Origin of the sequence: Pseudomonas sp. SWRI18, assembly GCF_014268345.1 — a bacterium.
In the GTDB taxonomy this organism is placed as follows: domain Bacteria; phylum Pseudomonadota; class Gammaproteobacteria; order Pseudomonadales; family Pseudomonadaceae; genus Aquipseudomonas; species Aquipseudomonas cedrina.
On record NZ_JACCQQ010000044.1, the window covers coordinates 1 to 16,722 of the forward strand.

Sequence of the window (16,722 nt, forward strand, 5' to 3'; positions counted from 1 at the left end):
TCTCGCATAACTCTTTGTTTACCAAGGAGTTTTCCGTTTCGACTGCGCCGGAAGTGGGGCGAATTATAGACTTCCAGAATCTGCCGTCAACAGCTTTTTTCACAATTCTGTCATATCGGTCAAAAAAGCCCTGAAAACGCGGAAGCCGGCCCCAAGGGGCCGGCATCCTGGCAAACGTTAAAGACTGGGAAAAGCAAATTGCGACGCTTCATGGCTGGCCCGTTGCGGCCAGCGCTGGGTAATCGCCTTGCGACGGGTATAGAAACGCACCCCATCCGGCCCATAGGCATGCAGGTCGCCAAACAGCGAGCGCTTCCAGCCACCAAAGCTGTGATAGGCCACCGGTACCGGCAGTGGAACGTTCACGCCCACCATACCCACTTCGATCTCATCACAGAACAGACGCGCCGCTTCACCGTCACGGGTGAAGATGCAGGTGCCGTTACCGTATTCATGATCATTGATCAGTTGCATCGCCGCTTCCAGGCTATCGACCCTGACCACGCACAATACCGGCCCGAAGATCTCTTCCTTATAGATACGCATCTGCGGCGTCACACGATCAAACAGGCTGCCACCGAGGAAGAAACCCTGTTCATGCCCGGCGACACTCAAGCCGCGCCCATCGACGACCAACTCCGCGCCCGCCGCCACACCGTCTTCTATATAGCCACTGACCTTGTCACGCGCCTGGCCAGTCACCAATGGCCCCATATCCAGGCCGCAAGACGTGCCAGCACCGATCTTCAGCGCCTTGACCTGCGGCACCAGCTTGGCAATCAACGCATCCGCCACCTGGTCGCCCACGCACACCGCAACCGAAATCGCCATGCAACGCTCACCACAGGAACCGTACGCCGCGCCCATCAATGCGCTCACGGCGTTATCCAGATCCGCATCCGGCATCAGCACCGCATGGTTCTTCGCCCCTCCCAGCGCCTGCACGCGTTTGCCGCGCTTGGTCGCTTCGGAATAAATGTATTCGGCAATCGGCGTCGAGCCCACGAAACTCAGCGCTTTTACTTCCGGCGCTTCGATCAATGCATCCACCGCGCCCTTGTCACCATGGACCACGCTCAACACACCTTTGGGCAAACCCGCTTCCTGCAGCAACTGTGCAATCAGCAGCGTCGAACTTGGATCGCGCTCCGAGGGTTTAAGGATGAAACAGTTACCGCAGACAATCGCCAACGGGTACATCCACAGGGGCACCATCGCCGGGAAGTTGAACGGCGTGATACCCGCCACTACACCCAGCGGCTGGAAATCCGACCAGGCATCAATGTTCGGTCCTACGTTACGGCTGTACTCGCCCTTCAGAATCTCCGGCGCCGAGCACGCGTACTCCACGTTTTCGATGCCGCGCTTCAACTCACCGGCGGCATCTTCCAGGGTCTTGCCGTGCTCTTCGCTGATCAACTGCGAGATACGTGCTTCGTTCTGCTCCAGCAACTGCTTGAAACGGAACATCACTTGGGCGCGCTTGGCCGCCGGCGTATTGCGCCAGGCAGGGAAAGCGGCCTTGGCCGAATCGATCGCTTGTTGAATGGTTTCACGACTGGCCAATGGCACCTGGTGAATCACCTGGCCGGTGGACGGGTTGTACACGTCGGCGCTGCGACCGCTGTCGTTGACCAACTCACCGTTGATCAAATGCTGGATAAGGCTCATGCAGGGCTCCTGAAAAGTTGTTCTATATAGAAGGAGAAATCAGTCGATCTTGTTCAGCACTTCGCCGACCGCATCGAACAGGCGATCCAGGTCCTGCGGCTTGCTGTTGAAGGTTGGCCCGAACTGCAGGGTGTCACCGCCAAAGCGCACGTAGAAACCGGCTTTCCACAAGGCCATGCCGGCCTCGAATGGACGCACGATCGCATCACCGTCACGCGGTGCGATCTGGATCGCACCAGCCAGCCCGTAGTTGCGAATGTCGATCACGTTTTTGCTGCCTTTCAAGCCGTGCAGCGCATTCTCAAAGTGCGGCGCGACTTCGGCCACGCTCTGCACCAGGTTTTCCTTCTGCAACAGGTCCAGCGCCGCCAGCCCAGCGGCACAAGCTACCGGGTGCGCCGAGTAGGTGTAGCCGTGGGGGAATTCCACCGCGTACTCAGGCGTCGCCTGGTTCATGAAGGTTTGATAGATCTCGCTGCTGGCGATCACCGCGCCCATCGGAATCGCGCCGTTGGTGACTTGCTTGGCAATGCACATCAGGTCCGGAGTCACGCCGAAGCTGTCGGCACCGAACATCGAGCCGGTGCGGCCGAAGCCGGTGATCACTTCGTCGAACACCAGCAGGATGTTGTGCTGATCACAGATTTCACGTAGACGCTTGAGATAACCCTGCGGCGGCACCAGCACGCCAGCGGAGCCGGCCATCGGCTCGACAAACACCGCGGCAATGTTCGATGCATCGTGCAGCTCGATCAGCTTGAGCAGTTCATCGGCCAGCGCGATACCGCCCTGCTCCGGCATCCCGCGGGAGAAGGCATTGCTCGCCAGCAGCGTGTGCGGCAGATGGTCGACGTCCATCATCGCCTGACCAAACATCTTACGGTTGCCGTTGACGCCGCCCAGGCTGGTACCGGCGATATTCACACCATGGTAGCCACGGGCGCGACCGATCATCTTGGTCTTGGTGGCCTGGCCTTTCAGGCGCCAGTACGCACGCACCATTTTCACCGCGGTATCGGCGCACTCGGAGCCGGAGTCGGTGAAGAACACATGGTTCAGGCTGCCAGGGGTCAGGTCGGTGATCTTTTCCGCCAACTGGAAGGACAGCGGATGACCGTATTGGAACCCAGGCGAGTAGTCCAACGTTCCCAGTTGCTTGGCGACCGCCTCCTGGATTTCCTTGCGCGTATGCCCGGCGCCGCATGTCCACAGGCCTGATAACGAGTCATAGACCTTGCGCCCCTTATCGTCCGTCAACCAGCTACCTTCTGCGGCCACGATAAGACGCGGGTCACGCTGGAAGTTACGGTTGGCGGTGTACGGCATCCAGTGCGCGTCCAGCTTCAATTGGCTGGCCAGGGACGATGGGGCGTTTTCGGGCATGTTCATCAGCAAAACCTCGCAGGGCAACAGGCAGCGTCGGGATTGAAAGCGTTGTTGCAGCTAAATTGCCACGGCGATAAAGTCGGTGAAATTCAACTCTTCTAACCTTCAGTCAGGCCTTCACTAAACTATGAGCAGCCGGCGACCCGATCCCCTGGCCCAAGTCAGCGACTTCGACATCCGCTTGCTGCGCATCTTTCGCAGTGTGGTGGAATGCGGTGGCTTTTCAGCGGCAGAAACCGTCCTGGGCATAGGCCGTTCGGCCATCAGCCAGCAAATGAGTGATCTCGAACAACGCCTCGGACTAAGGCTGTGCCAACGCGGCCGCGCCGGTTTTTCCCTGACCGAAGAGGGCCGGGAGGTCTACCAGTCGGCCCTGCAACTCTTGAGTGCCCTGGAAAGTTTCCGCACCGAGGTCAACGGCCTGCACCAGCATTTGCGTGGCGAATTGATCATCGGCCTCACCGACAACCTCGTCACCCTGCCCCACATGCGCATCACCCATGCGCTCGCGCAGTTGAAGGAGCGCGGCCCGGACGTGCAGATCCAGATCCGCATGATCGCCCCCAACGAAGTCGAGCAAGGCGTACTCGACGGCCGCCTGCATGTTGGCGTGGTGCCCCAGGCCAGTGCCCTGTCGGGGTTGGAGTACCAGCCGCTGTACAGCGAGCGTTCGCTGCTCTACTGCGCCGTCGGCCACCCGCTGTTCTACGCCGACGACAAGCAACTGGATGACGCGCGCATCGATGCTCAGGACGCCATCGCCCCGACGTTCCGGTTGCCCGCCGAGATCCAGGCCCATTACCAGGCACTCAATTGCACGGCCAGCGCTTCGGACCGCGAAGGCATGGCATTCCTGATCCTCACCGGCCGCTACATCGGCTACCTGCCCGACCACTACGCCAGCCTCTGGGTACAACAAGGCCGACTGCGCGCGCTGAAACCGGCTACACGTTTTTACGATTTAAGCCTCGCATCGGTCACGCGCAAGGGCCGGCGCCCCCATTTGGTGCTCGAAAGCTTCCTTGAAAGCCTGGCAGGCACGCGCTAACTCTGCCCTGGCGCGAAAAGCTGAGCAACTGGACAGCTTTTTGCAAGCGCACAGGGACCTAGAACCGTCCGACCCGAGTTTGCCCGCCATGCCACCAGAATCCTCCAGCACCAGCGACCTGATCTACGGCCTCAATGACCGCCCAAAACCTGCCCCGGCTTTCCTGGCCGCACTGCAACATGTACTGGCGGCCTTTGTCGGGATTATCACCCCGCCCTTGATCATCGGTTCGACGCTGGGCCTCACGGCGTATTTGCCCTACCTGATCAGCATGGCGCTGATGGTTTCCGGGGTGGGCACCTTCATCCAGGCGCGTAGGCCATTTGGAATCGGCGCCGGGATGATCTGCCTGCAGGGCACCAGCTTCGCGTTTCTTGGCGCGGTGTTGTCGGCGGGCTTCCTGGTGAAACAACGCGGAGGCAGCCCGGAAGACATCATGGCGATGATCTTTGGCGTGTGCTTTTTCGGCGCCGTGGTGCAGATCGTGTTGAGCCGTTTTATCGGCCAACTGCGTCGTGTCATCACGCCGTTGGTGACCGGGATCGTCATTACCCTGATCGGTATCAGCCTGATCAAAGTGGGCATCACCGACCTTGGCGGCGGTTTCAATGCCCCCGACTTCGGCGTCCCCACCAACCTGGCACTGGGTCTGTTCGTGGTGTTGACGATCATTCTGCTCAACCGTTCCAACACACCTTGGGTGCGCCTCTCGGCAATCATCATCGGCCTGGCGCTCGGCAGCCTGGCCGCCTGGTTCAGCGGCAAACTCGTGCCTCAAGCCCTGCCGGACCTGCCTCTGATCAGTCTGCCGATTCCGTTTCGCTTCGGTTTCAGCTTCGACTGGAGCGCCTTCCTGCCGATCGCGCTGATTTATCTGATCAGCAGCATCGAAACCGTCGGCGACCTCACCGCCAATTGCATGATTGCCCGCCAACCCATCAGCGGCCCTTCTTATATAAGCCGGCTCAAAGGCGGCGTACTCGGCGATGGCGTCAGTTGCATGATAGCCGCCACGTTCAGCGCCTTCCCCAACACCACCTTCGCCCAGAACAACGGCGTGATCCAACTCACCGGCGTGGCCAGCCGCTACGTCGGCCTGTACATCGGCGTGGTGCTGTTTTGCCTCGGCTTGTTTCCGTTGATTGGTGCCGTGTTGCAACAAATTCCCAAGCCGGTGCTGGGCGGCGCGACCCTGGTGATGTTCGGCAGTGTGGCCGCCGCCGGCGTGCGCATTCTTGCCCAGGCACCGCTGGACCGGCGCAGCATGCTGATCATCGCCACCTCGTTTGGCGTCGGCCTGGGCATCGCCGCCCAGCCGAACCTGCTGCACCTGATGCCGACACTGGTGCAGAACCTGTTTGACTCGGCCATTACCAGCGGCGGGCTGACTGCCATCGTGTTGTGCCTGCTGCTGCCCGAGAGCAAGGCCCCCACCGCTGCCGCAAACAAAGCGCCGGAAAGCGACAGCCTGGAACCGCTTTGAAGGTTTTATTGCATCAGGACTTGTCTGAGGCTTGAGGGTGGGTTATCTGTGCACACGTCGTCTCTATCGATCAGCACGGAAACCTCCATGAGCCTCGAAGTTCCTGCCCATAGCAACCACGCCAGTAAGCCGGCCAGCCGCATTCGGCAAAAGAACGAACAAGCGATTCTGCAGGCTGCTGAAGACGAATTCGCGCGCCATGGCTACAAAGGCACCAGCATGAATACCATTGCTGCCAGCGCCGGGCTGCCGAAGGCCAACTTGCATTATTACTTCACCAACAAGCTGGGCCTGTATGTCGCGGTGCTCAGCAATATCCTCGAACTGTGGGACAGCACCTTCAACGCGCTGACCGCCGAGGATGACCCGGCCTTGGCCCTGACTCGGTATATCCGCACCAAGATGGAGTTCTCGCGGCGCCAGCCCCAGGCCTCGCGGATCTTCGCCATGGAGATCATCAGCGGCGGCGAATGCCTCACCGAATATTTCGGCCAGGACTACCGCGCCTGGTTCAGTGGCCGGGCTGCGGTGTTCCAGGCCTGGATCGACGCCGGCAAGATGGACCCCGTCGACCCGGTGCACCTGATCTTCCTGCTGTGGGGCAGTACCCAGCACTACGCCGACTTCGCCACCCAGATCTGCCGCGTCACCGGTCGCACCAAACTGACCAAGCAGGACATGGAAGACGCCGGTACCAACCTGATCCACATCATCCTCAAGGGCTGCGGCATCAAGCCAGCCCAATAAACGAAGCGACTTATGCCTTTCACCCTGACCGGCCTTTGCGAGTTTCGCGAAGAAATACGTAAAAGCCGCTTTATCACCCTCGCCGCACCGATCACTAGCCCCCAGGAAGCACAGGCGTTTTTCGAGCAGCACAGCGACCTGAACGCCACGCACAATTGCTGGGCCTGGAAGCTGGCCGACCAGTACCGCAGCAATGACGACGGCGAACCCGGCGGCACTGCCGGGCGACCCATCCTGGCAGCCATCGAAGCGCAGGGTTTCGATCAAGTCGCGGTGCTGGTGATTCGCTGGTACGGCGGTATCCAATTGGGTACCGGCGGACTCGCCCGTGCCTACGGCGGCGGCGCGAATAAGTGCCTGCAAAATGCCGAGCGCATTGAACTGATCAGCCGCGTCGCCTTGCGTTGCGCCTGCGGGTTCGCCGAGCTGAACCTGGTGAAACTGCGCGTTGTCGAACTCGGTGGGCTGGTGCTGGAAGAAACCTTCACGGCCAACGGCGTCGAGTTGCAACTCGCCTTGGCCGAAGCGCATATCCACACCCTGCAAACTCAACTCGCCGACCTCAGCCGTGGGCGTATCCTGCTGCAGCGCTGAAATGCTATACCGTTGAACTCCCTGAACCGCGACGCTTAAAGGAAGCTTTCATGTCTACGCCAAAAACCGCATTGATCATCGGCGCCTCACGCGGGCTGGGCCTTGGACTGGTCAAGCAACTGATCCAGGATGGCTGGGACGTGACCGCCACCGTACGCGACCCAGGCAAGGCCGAAGCCCTCAAAGCCGTCGGCCCGGTCCAGATCGAGAAACTCGACATGGATGATCAACAAGCCGTGATCGCCCTGAACCAGCGCCTCAAGGACCGCACCTTCGACCTGCTGTTCGTCAACGCCGGCGTCAAGGGCCCCGCCAATCAGGAACCCGGCCACGCCACCCTCGCGGAAGTCGGCCAACTGTTTTTCACCAACGCCGTGGCGCCGATCAACCTGGCCCAGCGCTTTGTCGGGCAGATCCGCAAGGACAGTGGCGTCCTGGCCTTCATGAGTTCGGTCCTGGGCAGCGTGGCCATCCCGGACGGTTCCGATATGGCGCTGTACAAGGCCAGCAAGGCGGCGCTCAACTCCATGACCAACAGCTTCGTCACCCAACTGGGCGACCATAAGCTCACCGTGCTGTCGCTGCATCCGGGCTGGGTGAAGACCGACATGGGCGGCGAAAACGCGCACATCGATGTCGACACCAGCGTGCGCGGCCTGGTGGATCAGGTGAATGCCTACACGGGCAAAGGCGGCCATCACTTCATTGATTACAAAGGCGACACCATCGCCTGGTAAAAAATCTCCGTTCAATCACTGTGGGAAGGAGCTTGCCCCTTCCACATTTAGCTCATCCACTTTCCTACATGTGGACCAGAGCTTGAACTACACGTAATCTACTCTCCTCGCCTTCACCGGCGACCCTGGATCAGCAGACAGGGCAACACTGAGCTGGCAAACCTGAACCCATCATTCAGAGGAGCCGGCCAATGCCTGCGACCCGTATCTGGTTAAAAAACCCCCTCGCGATTTTCACTGCCAACGGCCTCGACGCCCGTGGCGGCCTGGTGCTGCAAGACGGTGTGATCACCGAAGTGCTGGGCTGGGGGCGCGAACCTGCCGTGCCTTGCGGCCAGGTATTCGATGCTCGCGAACATGTGGTACTCCCGGGCCTGATCAACACTCACCATCATTTTTATCAAACCCTGACCCGCGCCTGGGCACCGGTGGTCAACCAGCCGTTATTCCCCTGGTTGAAAACCCTGTACCCGGTCTGGGCGCGGCTGACGCCGGAAAAACTCGCCCTGGCATCGAAGGTGGCACTCGCTGAATTGCTGCTGTCCGGCTGCACCACGGCGGCGGACCATCATTATCTGTTCCCCGACGGCCTGGAAAACGCCATCGATATTCAGGTCGAGAGCGTGCGCGAGTTGGGCATGCGCGCCATGCTCACCCGCGGCTCCATGAGCCTGGGCGAAGCCGACGGCGGCTTGCCTCCGCAGCAGACCGTGCAACAGGGTCAAGTCATCCTCGAGGACAGCCAGCGCCTGATCCGTGAATACCACCAGCGCGGCGACGGCGCGCAGATCCAGATCGCCCTGGCGCCCTGCTCGCCGTTCTCGGTCACCCCGCAAATCATGCAAGCCAGTGCCGAACTGGCCAACCACCTGGATGTGCGCCTGCACACTCACCTGGCGGAAACCCTCGACGAGGAAGACTTCTGCCTGCAACGCTTCGGCCTGCGCACCGTGGATTACCTGGACAGCGTCGGCTGGCTCGGCCCACGCACCTGGCTGGCCCATGGCATTCACTTCAACCCGGACGAAATCGCGCGCCTGGGCGCGGCCGGCACCGGCATCTGCCATTGCCCAAGCTCGAACATGCGCCTGGCGTCCGGCATCTGCCCCACCCTGGACCTGCTCGCGGCGGGCGCGCCTATCGGCCTGGGCGTGGACGGCTCCGCCTCCAACGATGCGTCGAACATGATCCTTGAAGCACGCCAGGCCCTGTGCATCCAGCGCCTGCGTTACGGTGCGCAAAAAATCACCCCCGAAGGCGTGCTGGGCTGGGCGACCAAAGGCTCGGCGCAGTTGCTGGGGCGTACGGATATTGGGGAATTGGCTGTCGGCAAACAGGCCGACCTGGCGCTGTTCAAACTCGACGAGCTGCGTTTCTCCGGCAGCCACGATCCGATCTCGGCGCTTCTGTTGTGCGGCGCGGACCGGGCGGACCGGGTGATGATCGCCGGCAAGTGGCGCGTGATCGACGGCCAAGTGGAAGGCCTGGACCTCAAAGGCTTGATCGCTGATCACGGCCAGGCGGCACGGGACCTGATCAGCCGGGCTTAACTGAAAGAACACCGTCGAAATGTGGGAGCGGGCTTGCTCGCGAATGTTGAGCGTCAGTCAGAACATCTGTCACTGACCCACCACTTTCGCGAGCAAGCGCTCCCACATTGAGTTCTTCGGTGCCTATACCCCCAGCAACGACAACATGATAAAGGTCGCAAACAACACAAAATGAGTCATCCCTTCGATGGCGTTGGTTTCACCATCGTTGAGGTTGATCGCGCTGACAATCAGCGTAATAAACACCATCACGGTCTGCACCGGCGTCATCGCCATCTGGAACGGTTGGCCGGTGTAGAGCGCCATGGCCTCCATCACCGGCACCGTCAGGATCACCGTCGACAACGAAGCACCCAGCGCGATATTCACCACCGACTGCATGCGGTTCGCCAAGGCCGCGCGCAATGCCGTCAAGATCTCCGGCGCCGCCGAAATGGCCGCCACCACAATCGCCGTGACCACCGGTGGAGCACCCGTGCCTTCCAGGCCAAGGTCCAAGGTCTTGGACATCACTTCGGCCAACGCGCCGATCACGATTACGCCAAACACCAGGGTGCCGATTGAAAACGCCAGGCTGACCGCCGGCGCGTGCTCTTCTTCCGGCACTTTCTTACGACGTTTTTCCGGGTAGCTGTAGCTGAAGAAGTAACTGTGCGGCCCCACCTGCATGCGTAGGAACAGGGTGTACAGCACCACCATCGCGCCAATGGTGAAGGCTGAGTAAATTTTCCAGTCGGCTTCGGGGATAAACTCCGGCACCACCATCGACACGCCCATGGCAGTGAGGATCATCACACTGTAGGTGCGTGCCGAATCATCGTTGTAGGACTGTTCGCCATGCTTGATACCGCCCATCAGCGCGGCCAGACCCAGAATGCCGTTGATGTCGAGCATCACCGCCGAGTAAATAGTGTCACGCACTAGCGTCGGCGACGGTTCATTACTCATCATGATCGCCAGGATCACCACTTCCACCAGCACCGCTGCCAAGGTGAGGATCATGGTGCCGTAGGGATCGCCGACTTTTTCGGCAAGCTGCTCGGCGTGATGGGCCACGCGCATCGATGCCATCACGATGAAACCAATCAACGCGAGCCCGGCAACCAGCGCCACCACTTGCCCGCTGTGCAGCATCCAGTGCTCCAGCGGGTAAGCGGCAATGGCGGCGATCAGCGCCAGCAGCATGAATTTTTCTTGCTTGAGGGATGTGAGCATGGGGGGCCTTACCAAACGGCAAATCAGTCATTGATGGGGTACAGACTCCGCCAAGCCGCTAACGTTTCGTTACATCTTAGGTCGAGCCGCTATTGCGTAGAAAAAAACCAAAACTCTCATGCTGGTCAGGTTTTACCGATTATTTCAGCCATGACCTGTAGAATGCCGCCATTGCACCTGATGAGAATTTAGAAATGTACGATTGGCTCAATGCCCTGCCCAAGGCTGAATTGCACCTGCACCTGGAAGGCTCCCTGGAGCCGGAGCTGCTGTTCGCCCTGGCCGAGCGCAACAAGATTGCGCTGCCGTGGAACGACGTCGAAACCCTGCGCAAGGCCTACGCCTTCAACAACCTGCAGGAATTTCTCGACCTGTATTACAAGGGCGCGGATGTGCTGCGCACCTCCCAGGATTTCTACGACCTGACCTGGGCCTACCTGCTGCGCTGCAAAGCACAGAACGTGATCCACACCGAACCTTTCTTCGACCCACAAACCCACACCGACCGTGGCGTGCCGTTCGAAGTGGTGCTCAACGGCATCGCCGCTGCACTTAAAGATGGCGAGCAGCAACTGGGCATCACCAGCGGTTTGATCCTCAGCTTCCTGCGCCACCTGAGCGAAGCCGAAGCCGAGAAAACCCTGGACCAGGCCTTGCCGTTCCGTGACGCGTTCGTGGCCGTCGGCCTGGACAGCTCCGAGATGGGCCACCCGCCGAGCAAGTTCCAGCGTGTGTTTGACCGCGCCCGCCACGAAGGCTTCCTTACCGTCGCCCACGCCGGCGAAGAAGGCCCGCCCGAGTACATCTGGGAAGCCATCGACCTGCTGAAAATCCAGCGTATCGACCATGGTGTGCGTGCCATCGAAGACGAACGCCTGATGCAACGGATCATCGACGAACAGATCCCGCTGACGGTCTGCCCACTGTCCAACACCAAGCTGTGCGTGTTCGACGACATGGCCCAGCACAACATCCTCGACATGCTCGAGCGTGGCGTGAAGGTCACGGTGAACTCGGATGACCCCGCCTACTTCGGCGGTTATGTCACCGAGAACTTCCACGCGCTGTATACCTCGCTGGGCATGACCCAGGACCAGGCCAAACGCCTGGCGCAGAACAGCCTGGATGCCAGGTTGGTCAAGCCGTAACGGATAAACGCGCTCCACCTGTGGGAGCTGACTTGCCAGCTCCCACATTGGTTTTTTGCGAACTGCTCAGCCTGGCAAGGCCAAACGGGCAATTTCCAGCCGCCCGGCATCATGAACCTGCAACGCCTGCGACTCGTTGATCACACTGATCCAGTTCGACTGTAAAAACAGTTGCAACAACCCTGCCCCCAACGCACCGCCCAGATGCGGTTGCGCCTGGCTCCAGTCGAAACAGTTACACACCAGCGGCGACGTCAATGCCTGGGTAAAAATCCCCAGCCCTGCCAAGTGCTGCGCGCCCTTGACCGTCACATCGGTGCGCTGCTCGTAGCGCTCGATCCATCCGGCCTCCAGCAGATGTTGATATAACTGCCCGCCCAGCTCCCCGCCGAGATGGCCATTGCACAGCCGGGCATGACGCAACAACGGCGGGGCAGCCAGGGTCGGCGGCGAAGTGTCCGGCGCGCTGCGTGCGGCACAGGCCATGGTGGTCCTGGCCAAGGCGTCGATGGCGGCGCTGACATCCGGCGCGGCGACGCGAAACACGCGCTTGCCACGCCGGGTCTCCGCCCGCAGCAGACCACCTGCGGTCAGTCGCGCCAGATGTGCGTTGGCGGATGTCGATGACAAGCCGGCAAGTGCCGCCAATTCTGCCGGTGACCTGGTCGAACCATCCATCAAGGCCCACAACATGGCGGTGCGTTTGGGCTCGGCGAGCAAGCTGGCGATCTGACTGATGCAAGGTACGGCGTCCATCCTTCACTCCCTGTCGATTTATTTTTTTGCTGAGGTTGGCGCCAAAGTATAGGGGCGTAAACCGCCGGTTCCATGGCGTCTGACAGCTCGGATAAGGACAGGGCTTGAGTGAAATTTCCGGCTTTGATGGAAGGTGTTACGTCGGGCTGGATCGTTCCGGCAGTTGCGCAGTCAACGTCGCACAGCGGGACACAAGCATTTCACGCAACAGGTTGATAGGTTTGCTCAGTTGCGCACGGTGGGCACACAGCAGGTTGAGCGGCGTGCGCTCGCCCCGCAGCTCAGGCAGGATCAGGCGCAAGCGCCCGGCCAGCACGTCGGTACTCACATCCAGCCAGGATTTGTAGGCAATGCCGACACCCGCCACCGCCCAGCGGCGGACCACGTCGGCATCATCACTGAAACGATCGCCGGTGACTGTCAGGCTGACTTCGCGTTTACCGTCGTGAAAGCGCCAATGGTCGTGGACCCGGCTGCCGAGCATGTACAGCAGGCAATTGTGCTGGGCCAGCTGCTCCAGGTGCCGCGGCTCGCCGTGGCGCGCCAGATAACTGGGCGACGCGCACAGCACGCGGACATTGCCCGGCGCCACGGGCAGAGCGACAAGGCTGGAATCCTCAGGCTCTCCGTAGCGCAGCGCGATGTCCACCGGCTGGCGGAACAGATCGGCAATCCGATCGCCCAGTAGCAGGCGCACGCTCAGTTGCGGGTACTCACGCTGGAATTCGTCCAGCCACGGCAGCAGTTGGTTGCGCCCGAAATCCGAAGGGGCCGACAGTTGCAGCACGCCACTGACATGATCCTGACCGCTGGCCAGCAACCGTCGCCCTTCGTCCAGCGAGCTCAACGCAGCGCGCGCATAGGCCAGGAAACCCTCGCCTTCGGCGGTCAGGCGCAGGCTGCGGGTGGAACGCGCCAGCAAGCGCGCGCCCAGGTGCTGTTCGATACGCTTGAGCGCTGCACTGGCCACTGCTGGCGACAGGTCCATCACCCGTGCCGCCGCCGACAGACTACCCAGGTCAGCCGCACGCACAAACAACTGCAAATCATCAAAGCGCAGCATGCATTTCCACTCATTATCAAAATTTTATTGAAACAGCCCTCTGTTTTAGCCGCTTTTATCCCGTCGATAAATAGCTAATCATCCGTTCATGCCGTTCATCACGTATCTGGAGCTGAATATGTCCACAGCCTTTAACGTCATCGCCACGCTGATCGCCAAGCCGGGACAGCAGGCCACCCTGGAAACACTGCTGCGCGGCCTGCTGGAACCCACCCGCCTCGAGGCCGGTTGCGAGCAGTACGACCTGCACCAGGACCTGCAACACCCCGAAACCTTCTACATGCTCGAACGCTGGAGCGACGACGCGGCACTGGCCGACCACGACCAGAGCGCGCATATCCAGAGCTTTCGCGCCCAAGCCGCCGATGTGATCGAACATTTCGAACTCAAGCGCCTGCAGTTTCTCGCCTGATCACAGCCCTTTTCCCGGAGCCCTCATGAAAGCCATTGCCTACTACGCCTCACTGCCAATCACCGATCCAGATGCCCTGCAAGACATCGAACTGCCGGAGCCCGTCGCCGGCCCGCGCGACCTGCTGGTGGAAGTCAAAGCCATCTCGGTCAACCCGGTGGACACCAAGGTGCGCCAGAACGTCGCCCCGGAAAACGGCGCGGCCAAGGTGCTGGGTTGGGATGTGGCCGGCGTGGTCAAGGCGGTCGGCAGCGAAGTGACCCTGTTCAAGGCCGGTGACAAGGTGTTCTACGCCGGCTCACTGGTGCGTCCGGGTGGCAACAGCGAACTGCACACCGTGGACGAGCGCATCGTCGGGCATATGCCAAAAAGCCTGGGTTTTGCCGAAGCAGCCGCCCTGCCGCTGACCGCCATCACCGCCTGGGAGTTGCTGTTCGAACGCCTGCAAGTGCGCGAAGGCAAAGAAGATGAAGGGCAGAGCCTGCTGATCGTCGGCGCCGCCGGCGGGGTCGGGTCGATCCTGACCCAGCTCGCGCGCCAGCTTACTGCCCTGAAGGTGATCGGCAGCGCGTCGCGCCCCGAGACCCAAGCCTGGGCCAAGGCCCTCGGCGCCGACCTGGTAATCGACCATAGCCAACCGCTGAGCGAGGCGCTGAAAGCCGCCGGCCACCCGCAGGTGACCCACGTCGCCAGCCTGACCCAGACCGACCTTCACCTGGACCAACTGGTGGAAGCCCTGCAACCCCAGGGCAAGCTGGCGCTGATCGACGATCCCAAGGCGCTGGACGTCAGCAAGCTCAAGCGCAAGAGCCTGTCGCTGCACTGGGAGTTCATGTACACACGCTCGATGTTCGAGACGCCGGACATGATCGAACAGCACAACCTGCTCAATCGCGTGGCCGAGCTGATCGACGCCGGCACGCTTAAAACCACGCTTGGCGAGCATTTCGGTGTGATCAACGCGGCCAATCTGCGGCGTGCCCATGCCCTGCTGGAAAGCGGCAAGGCCAAGGGCAAGATCGTGCTGGAAGGGTTCTGAAAAAACGGCTGTCAGCCGCGTCCGTTACCCCTGTGGGTAACGGACGACACCGCTAGTCAGAGAGTTGATCCTTGTCATACTTGTGAGCGTATTCGGGTTTATATTGGCCGCCTTTGCCACGATTCTTTTACGTGAGGAAGTCAGCAATGAAAATCCTGATAAAAGCGTTAGCAAAATCCGCAGGCAATAAATGGCAGGTGCGTCTGGACAAGGACGCGTTCACCTTCCGCACCGAGGCTGAGGCCCGTGCCTTTGCCGACACCCTGCAAGCCCGCATCCAGGCGCCCCATCGTTTCCCGAACAGCCAGCAACGCTCCGCGGCTGGCTGAGCCGTTCCTCAGGCCTGCGCCTGCAAGGCTCTCGCCCGTTGCAGGCGCTGGGTCGCCATCGCAATCGTCACCGCCAGCACACCGCACAAGGTGATGACCATCGCCATCGGCATGGCGGTGCCATCGTGCAGCGCCCCCACCAACGACGCGGCCCCGGCCGCCACGCCAAATTGAATGCAGCCAAGCAACGCCGACGCACTGCCGGCCCTGGCGCCCTGCCCGCTCATGGCACACGCCGAGGTATTGGGCAGAATGCAGCCCAGGCTGGCGATGCAGATAAACAGCGGCACCAGCAACGGCCACAACGCATCGGTGCGCAAGGCCGCGATAGCGAGTAACGCCAACGCCGCCAACAGGTAGACCCACACACTGCGCGACAGCAGAAACGCCGGGCCACGCTTGGCCAGCAGCCGCGCATTCACTTGCGCCACCAGGATAAAGCCGGCGGCGTTGGAGCCGAACAGCCAACCGTAATGCTCGGCGGGCACGCCGTAGAGTTGGATAAAGACAAAAGGCGAACCGGCGATGTAGGCGAACATCCCGGCGATCGAGATACCGCCGGTGAGGGCATACCCCAGGTAAACCCGGTCGGACAGCAGCGCAGCGTAGCGCCGCAGCGAGCCGGACAAAGGCTGGCGCGGCTGATGCGCCGGGAAGGTTTCCGGCAGCCCGACCGCCACGGCGATGGCGGCCATCACGCTGAAAATCGACAGCGCCAGGAAAATCGATTGCCAACCCCACAGCCCCACCATCAACCCGCCGGCCAGCGGCGCGAGGATCGGCGCCAGGCCGGTGACCAGCATGAGTTGGGAAAACACTTTGGCCGAGCCCACCGCATCGCACTTGTCGCTGACCACCGCGCGGGAAATCACCATGCCCGCGCAGCCACCGAGGGCCTGCACGAAGCGCGCGCCGATCAGCCATTCCAGGGATGGCGCAAAGGCGCAGGCGAAGGACGCCAGGGTGAACAGGATGACGCCACTGAGCAGCGGGCCGCGTCGACCAAAGCGGTCGGCCAGCGGGCCATAGATCAATTGGCCGATGGCCAGGCCGGCGAAATACACCGCCAGGGTCAGCTGGATGTGCTTTTCATCGGTCGCAAAGGCTTTGGCCATGGCCGGGAAGCCTGGCAGGTAAAAATCGATCGCCAACGGCGCAAAAGCGCTCAAGGCTCCCAGAATCAGGATTATGCGAAGGTTCATCGGGCACCCAAGTGAGACGGCAGCCCGATAGTCTAGCCGCGCTTGGGCGCCTTGAACACGATAGCTCGCTAACTATTTTTCAACGTTTCAGGCGAGCTTGGCGCTGTAGCCCTCTTGCGTGATCAGCTCGATCACTTGCTCGGCAGACAGCCGGCTCTCGACCCCAACCTCCTTTGCCGCCAAGTCGACCTTCACACTGGCCGCCGGGTCTTGGCCCTGCACCGCCTGGGTCACCGCTCGAACGCAATGGCCGCAGGTCATTCCTTCTACGCTGAATATTTGCATAACGCGACTCCTTGATGAGCTAGATCATTGTAGTGAGCGGGCTTGCCCCGCGCTGGG

17 protein-coding genes are annotated in these 16,722 nt (G+C 61.1%); 10 read left to right on the top strand and 7 right to left on the bottom strand.

The window, feature by feature from the left end; genetic code table 11:
- Nucleotides 1–177: 177 nt before the first annotated feature.
- Together H0Z09_RS26780 and H0Z09_RS26785 are read right to left on the bottom strand one after the other, a co-directional pair.
- Nucleotides 178–1,671 carry a CoA-acylating methylmalonate-semialdehyde dehydrogenase gene (locus H0Z09_RS26780; RefSeq protein WP_076954450.1) on the bottom strand — a complete coding sequence of 498 codons (1,494 nt, stop codon included), beginning with the start codon at nucleotides 1,669–1,671 and terminating at the stop codon, nucleotides 178–180.
- Between the two features lie 39 nt (nucleotides 1,672–1,710).
- Entirely contained in the window at nucleotides 1,711–3,060 is a 1,350-nt protein-coding gene (locus H0Z09_RS26785; protein WP_186694824.1) for an aspartate aminotransferase family protein, read from the bottom strand.
- 124 nt (nucleotides 3,061–3,184) lie between these two features.
- Between H0Z09_RS26785 and H0Z09_RS26790 the strand changes: the two genes are divergently transcribed.
- From H0Z09_RS26790 to H0Z09_RS26815, 6 genes are all read left to right on the top strand, one after another.
- The gene (locus H0Z09_RS26790) at nucleotides 3,185–4,105 is read left to right on the top strand and encodes a LysR family transcriptional regulator (protein ID WP_186694826.1); all 921 of its coding nucleotides are present in this window, start codon (nucleotides 3,185–3,187) and stop codon (nucleotides 4,103–4,105) included.
- A gap of 88 nt (nucleotides 4,106–4,193) precedes the next feature.
- A complete protein-coding gene (locus H0Z09_RS26795; RefSeq protein ID WP_186694828.1) occupies nucleotides 4,194–5,588 on the top strand; it encodes a nucleobase:cation symporter-2 family protein in 1,395 nt (464 codons plus the stop codon).
- A gap of 87 nt (nucleotides 5,589–5,675) precedes the next feature.
- Nucleotides 5,676–6,335, top strand: coding sequence for a TetR/AcrR family transcriptional regulator (locus H0Z09_RS26800; protein ID WP_186694830.1), 660 nt, complete (start codon nucleotides 5,676–5,678; stop codon nucleotides 6,333–6,335).
- A 12-nt stretch (nucleotides 6,336–6,347) separates the two neighbouring features.
- On the top strand, nucleotides 6,348–6,929 hold the full coding sequence (locus H0Z09_RS26805) for a YigZ family protein (protein WP_186694832.1): 582 nt from the start codon (nucleotides 6,348–6,350) through the stop codon (nucleotides 6,927–6,929).
- A gap of 50 nt (nucleotides 6,930–6,979) precedes the next feature.
- Entirely contained in the window at nucleotides 6,980–7,666 is a 687-nt protein-coding gene (locus H0Z09_RS26810; RefSeq protein ID WP_186694834.1) for an SDR family oxidoreductase, read from the top strand.
- 191 nt (nucleotides 7,667–7,857) lie between these two features.
- Complete coding sequence (locus H0Z09_RS26815) at nucleotides 7,858–9,216, top strand: 8-oxoguanine deaminase (RefSeq protein ID WP_186694836.1); 1,359 nt, start codon at nucleotides 7,858–7,860, stop codon at nucleotides 9,214–9,216.
- A gap of 123 nt (nucleotides 9,217–9,339) precedes the next feature.
- Here the strand turns inward: H0Z09_RS26815 and H0Z09_RS26820 are convergent, their stop codons facing one another.
- Nucleotides 9,340–10,431 carry a calcium:proton antiporter gene (locus tag H0Z09_RS26820; RefSeq protein ID WP_076954458.1) on the bottom strand — a complete coding sequence of 364 codons (1,092 nt, stop codon included), beginning with the start codon at nucleotides 10,429–10,431 and terminating at the stop codon, nucleotides 9,340–9,342.
- Between the two features lie 194 nt (nucleotides 10,432–10,625).
- On the opposite strand from H0Z09_RS26820, the gene H0Z09_RS26825 reads away from it, so the two are divergent.
- Nucleotides 10,626–11,579, top strand: coding sequence for an adenosine deaminase (locus tag H0Z09_RS26825; protein WP_043051475.1), 954 nt, complete (start codon nucleotides 10,626–10,628; stop codon nucleotides 11,577–11,579).
- Nucleotides 11,580–11,645: 66 nt separating this feature from the next.
- Here the strand turns inward: H0Z09_RS26825 and H0Z09_RS26830 are convergent, their stop codons facing one another.
- The gene (locus H0Z09_RS26830; protein WP_186694837.1) at nucleotides 11,646–12,335 is read right to left on the bottom strand and encodes a helix-turn-helix transcriptional regulator; all 690 of its coding nucleotides are present in this window, start codon (nucleotides 12,333–12,335) and stop codon (nucleotides 11,646–11,648) included.
- 136 nt (nucleotides 12,336–12,471) lie between these two features.
- Nucleotides 12,472–13,398, bottom strand: a complete 927-nt coding sequence (locus tag H0Z09_RS26835) for a LysR family transcriptional regulator (protein WP_186694838.1) — start codon at nucleotides 13,396–13,398, stop codon at nucleotides 12,472–12,474.
- A 118-nt stretch (nucleotides 13,399–13,516) separates the two neighbouring features.
- On the opposite strand from H0Z09_RS26835, the gene H0Z09_RS26840 reads away from it, so the two are divergent.
- The 3 genes from H0Z09_RS26840 to H0Z09_RS26850 all read left to right on the top strand — a co-directional run bounded on the left by H0Z09_RS26840 (nucleotide 13,517) and on the right by H0Z09_RS26850 (nucleotide 15,178).
- Nucleotides 13,517–13,810, top strand: a complete 294-nt coding sequence (locus H0Z09_RS26840; RefSeq protein WP_076954462.1) for a putative quinol monooxygenase — start codon at nucleotides 13,517–13,519, stop codon at nucleotides 13,808–13,810.
- A gap of 25 nt (nucleotides 13,811–13,835) precedes the next feature.
- Entirely contained in the window at nucleotides 13,836–14,849 is a 1,014-nt protein-coding gene (locus tag H0Z09_RS26845; protein WP_186694839.1) for a zinc-binding alcohol dehydrogenase family protein, read from the top strand.
- 146 nt (nucleotides 14,850–14,995) lie between these two features.
- Nucleotides 14,996–15,178, top strand: coding sequence for a hypothetical protein (locus tag H0Z09_RS26850; RefSeq protein ID WP_076954464.1), 183 nt, complete (start codon nucleotides 14,996–14,998; stop codon nucleotides 15,176–15,178).
- Between the two features lie 8 nt (nucleotides 15,179–15,186).
- Here the strand turns inward: H0Z09_RS26850 and H0Z09_RS26855 are convergent, their stop codons facing one another.
- Nucleotides 15,187–16,380, bottom strand: coding sequence for a Bcr/CflA family multidrug efflux MFS transporter (locus H0Z09_RS26855; RefSeq protein WP_076954465.1), 1,194 nt, complete (start codon nucleotides 16,378–16,380; stop codon nucleotides 15,187–15,189).
- A gap of 87 nt (nucleotides 16,381–16,467) precedes the next feature.
- Nucleotides 16,468–16,665 carry a cation transporter gene (locus tag H0Z09_RS26860; protein ID WP_186694840.1) on the bottom strand — a complete coding sequence of 66 codons (198 nt, stop codon included), beginning with the start codon at nucleotides 16,663–16,665 and terminating at the stop codon, nucleotides 16,468–16,470.
- Between the last annotated feature and the right edge of the window lie 57 nt (nucleotides 16,666–16,722).

Coding starts and splice junctions, on each gene's coding strand:
- H0Z09_RS26860 (WP_186694840.1), bottom strand. CDS start 16,665: ATGCAAATATTCAGCGTAGAAGGAATGACCTGCGGCCATTGCGTTCGA.
- H0Z09_RS26780 (WP_076954450.1), bottom strand. CDS start 1,671: ATGAGCCTTATCCAGCATTTGATCAACGGTGAGTTGGTCAACGACAGC.
- H0Z09_RS26790 (WP_186694826.1), top strand. CDS start 3,185: ATGAGCAGCCGGCGACCCGATCCCCTGGCCCAAGTCAGCGACTTCGAC.
- H0Z09_RS26785 (WP_186694824.1), bottom strand. CDS start 3,060: ATGAACATGCCCGAAAACGCCCCATCGTCCCTGGCCAGCCAATTGAAG.
- H0Z09_RS26845 (WP_186694839.1), top strand. CDS start 13,836: ATGAAAGCCATTGCCTACTACGCCTCACTGCCAATCACCGATCCAGAT.
- H0Z09_RS26815 (WP_186694836.1), top strand. CDS start 7,858: ATGCCTGCGACCCGTATCTGGTTAAAAAACCCCCTCGCGATTTTCACT.
- H0Z09_RS26830 (WP_186694837.1), bottom strand. CDS start 12,335: ATGGACGCCGTACCTTGCATCAGTCAGATCGCCAGCTTGCTCGCCGAG.
- H0Z09_RS26800 (WP_186694830.1), top strand. CDS start 5,676: ATGAGCCTCGAAGTTCCTGCCCATAGCAACCACGCCAGTAAGCCGGCC.
- H0Z09_RS26820 (WP_076954458.1), bottom strand. CDS start 10,431: ATGCTCACATCCCTCAAGCAAGAAAAATTCATGCTGCTGGCGCTGATC.
- H0Z09_RS26855 (WP_076954465.1), bottom strand. CDS start 16,380: ATGAACCTTCGCATAATCCTGATTCTGGGAGCCTTGAGCGCTTTTGCG.
- H0Z09_RS26850 (WP_076954464.1), top strand. CDS start 14,996: ATGAAAATCCTGATAAAAGCGTTAGCAAAATCCGCAGGCAATAAATGG.
- H0Z09_RS26835 (WP_186694838.1), bottom strand. CDS start 13,398: ATGCTGCGCTTTGATGATTTGCAGTTGTTTGTGCGTGCGGCTGACCTG.
- H0Z09_RS26810 (WP_186694834.1), top strand. CDS start 6,980: ATGTCTACGCCAAAAACCGCATTGATCATCGGCGCCTCACGCGGGCTG.
- H0Z09_RS26805 (WP_186694832.1), top strand. CDS start 6,348: ATGCCTTTCACCCTGACCGGCCTTTGCGAGTTTCGCGAAGAAATACGT.
- H0Z09_RS26825 (WP_043051475.1), top strand. CDS start 10,626: ATGTACGATTGGCTCAATGCCCTGCCCAAGGCTGAATTGCACCTGCAC.
- H0Z09_RS26840 (WP_076954462.1), top strand. CDS start 13,517: ATGTCCACAGCCTTTAACGTCATCGCCACGCTGATCGCCAAGCCGGGA.
- H0Z09_RS26795 (WP_186694828.1), top strand. CDS start 4,194: ATGCCACCAGAATCCTCCAGCACCAGCGACCTGATCTACGGCCTCAAT.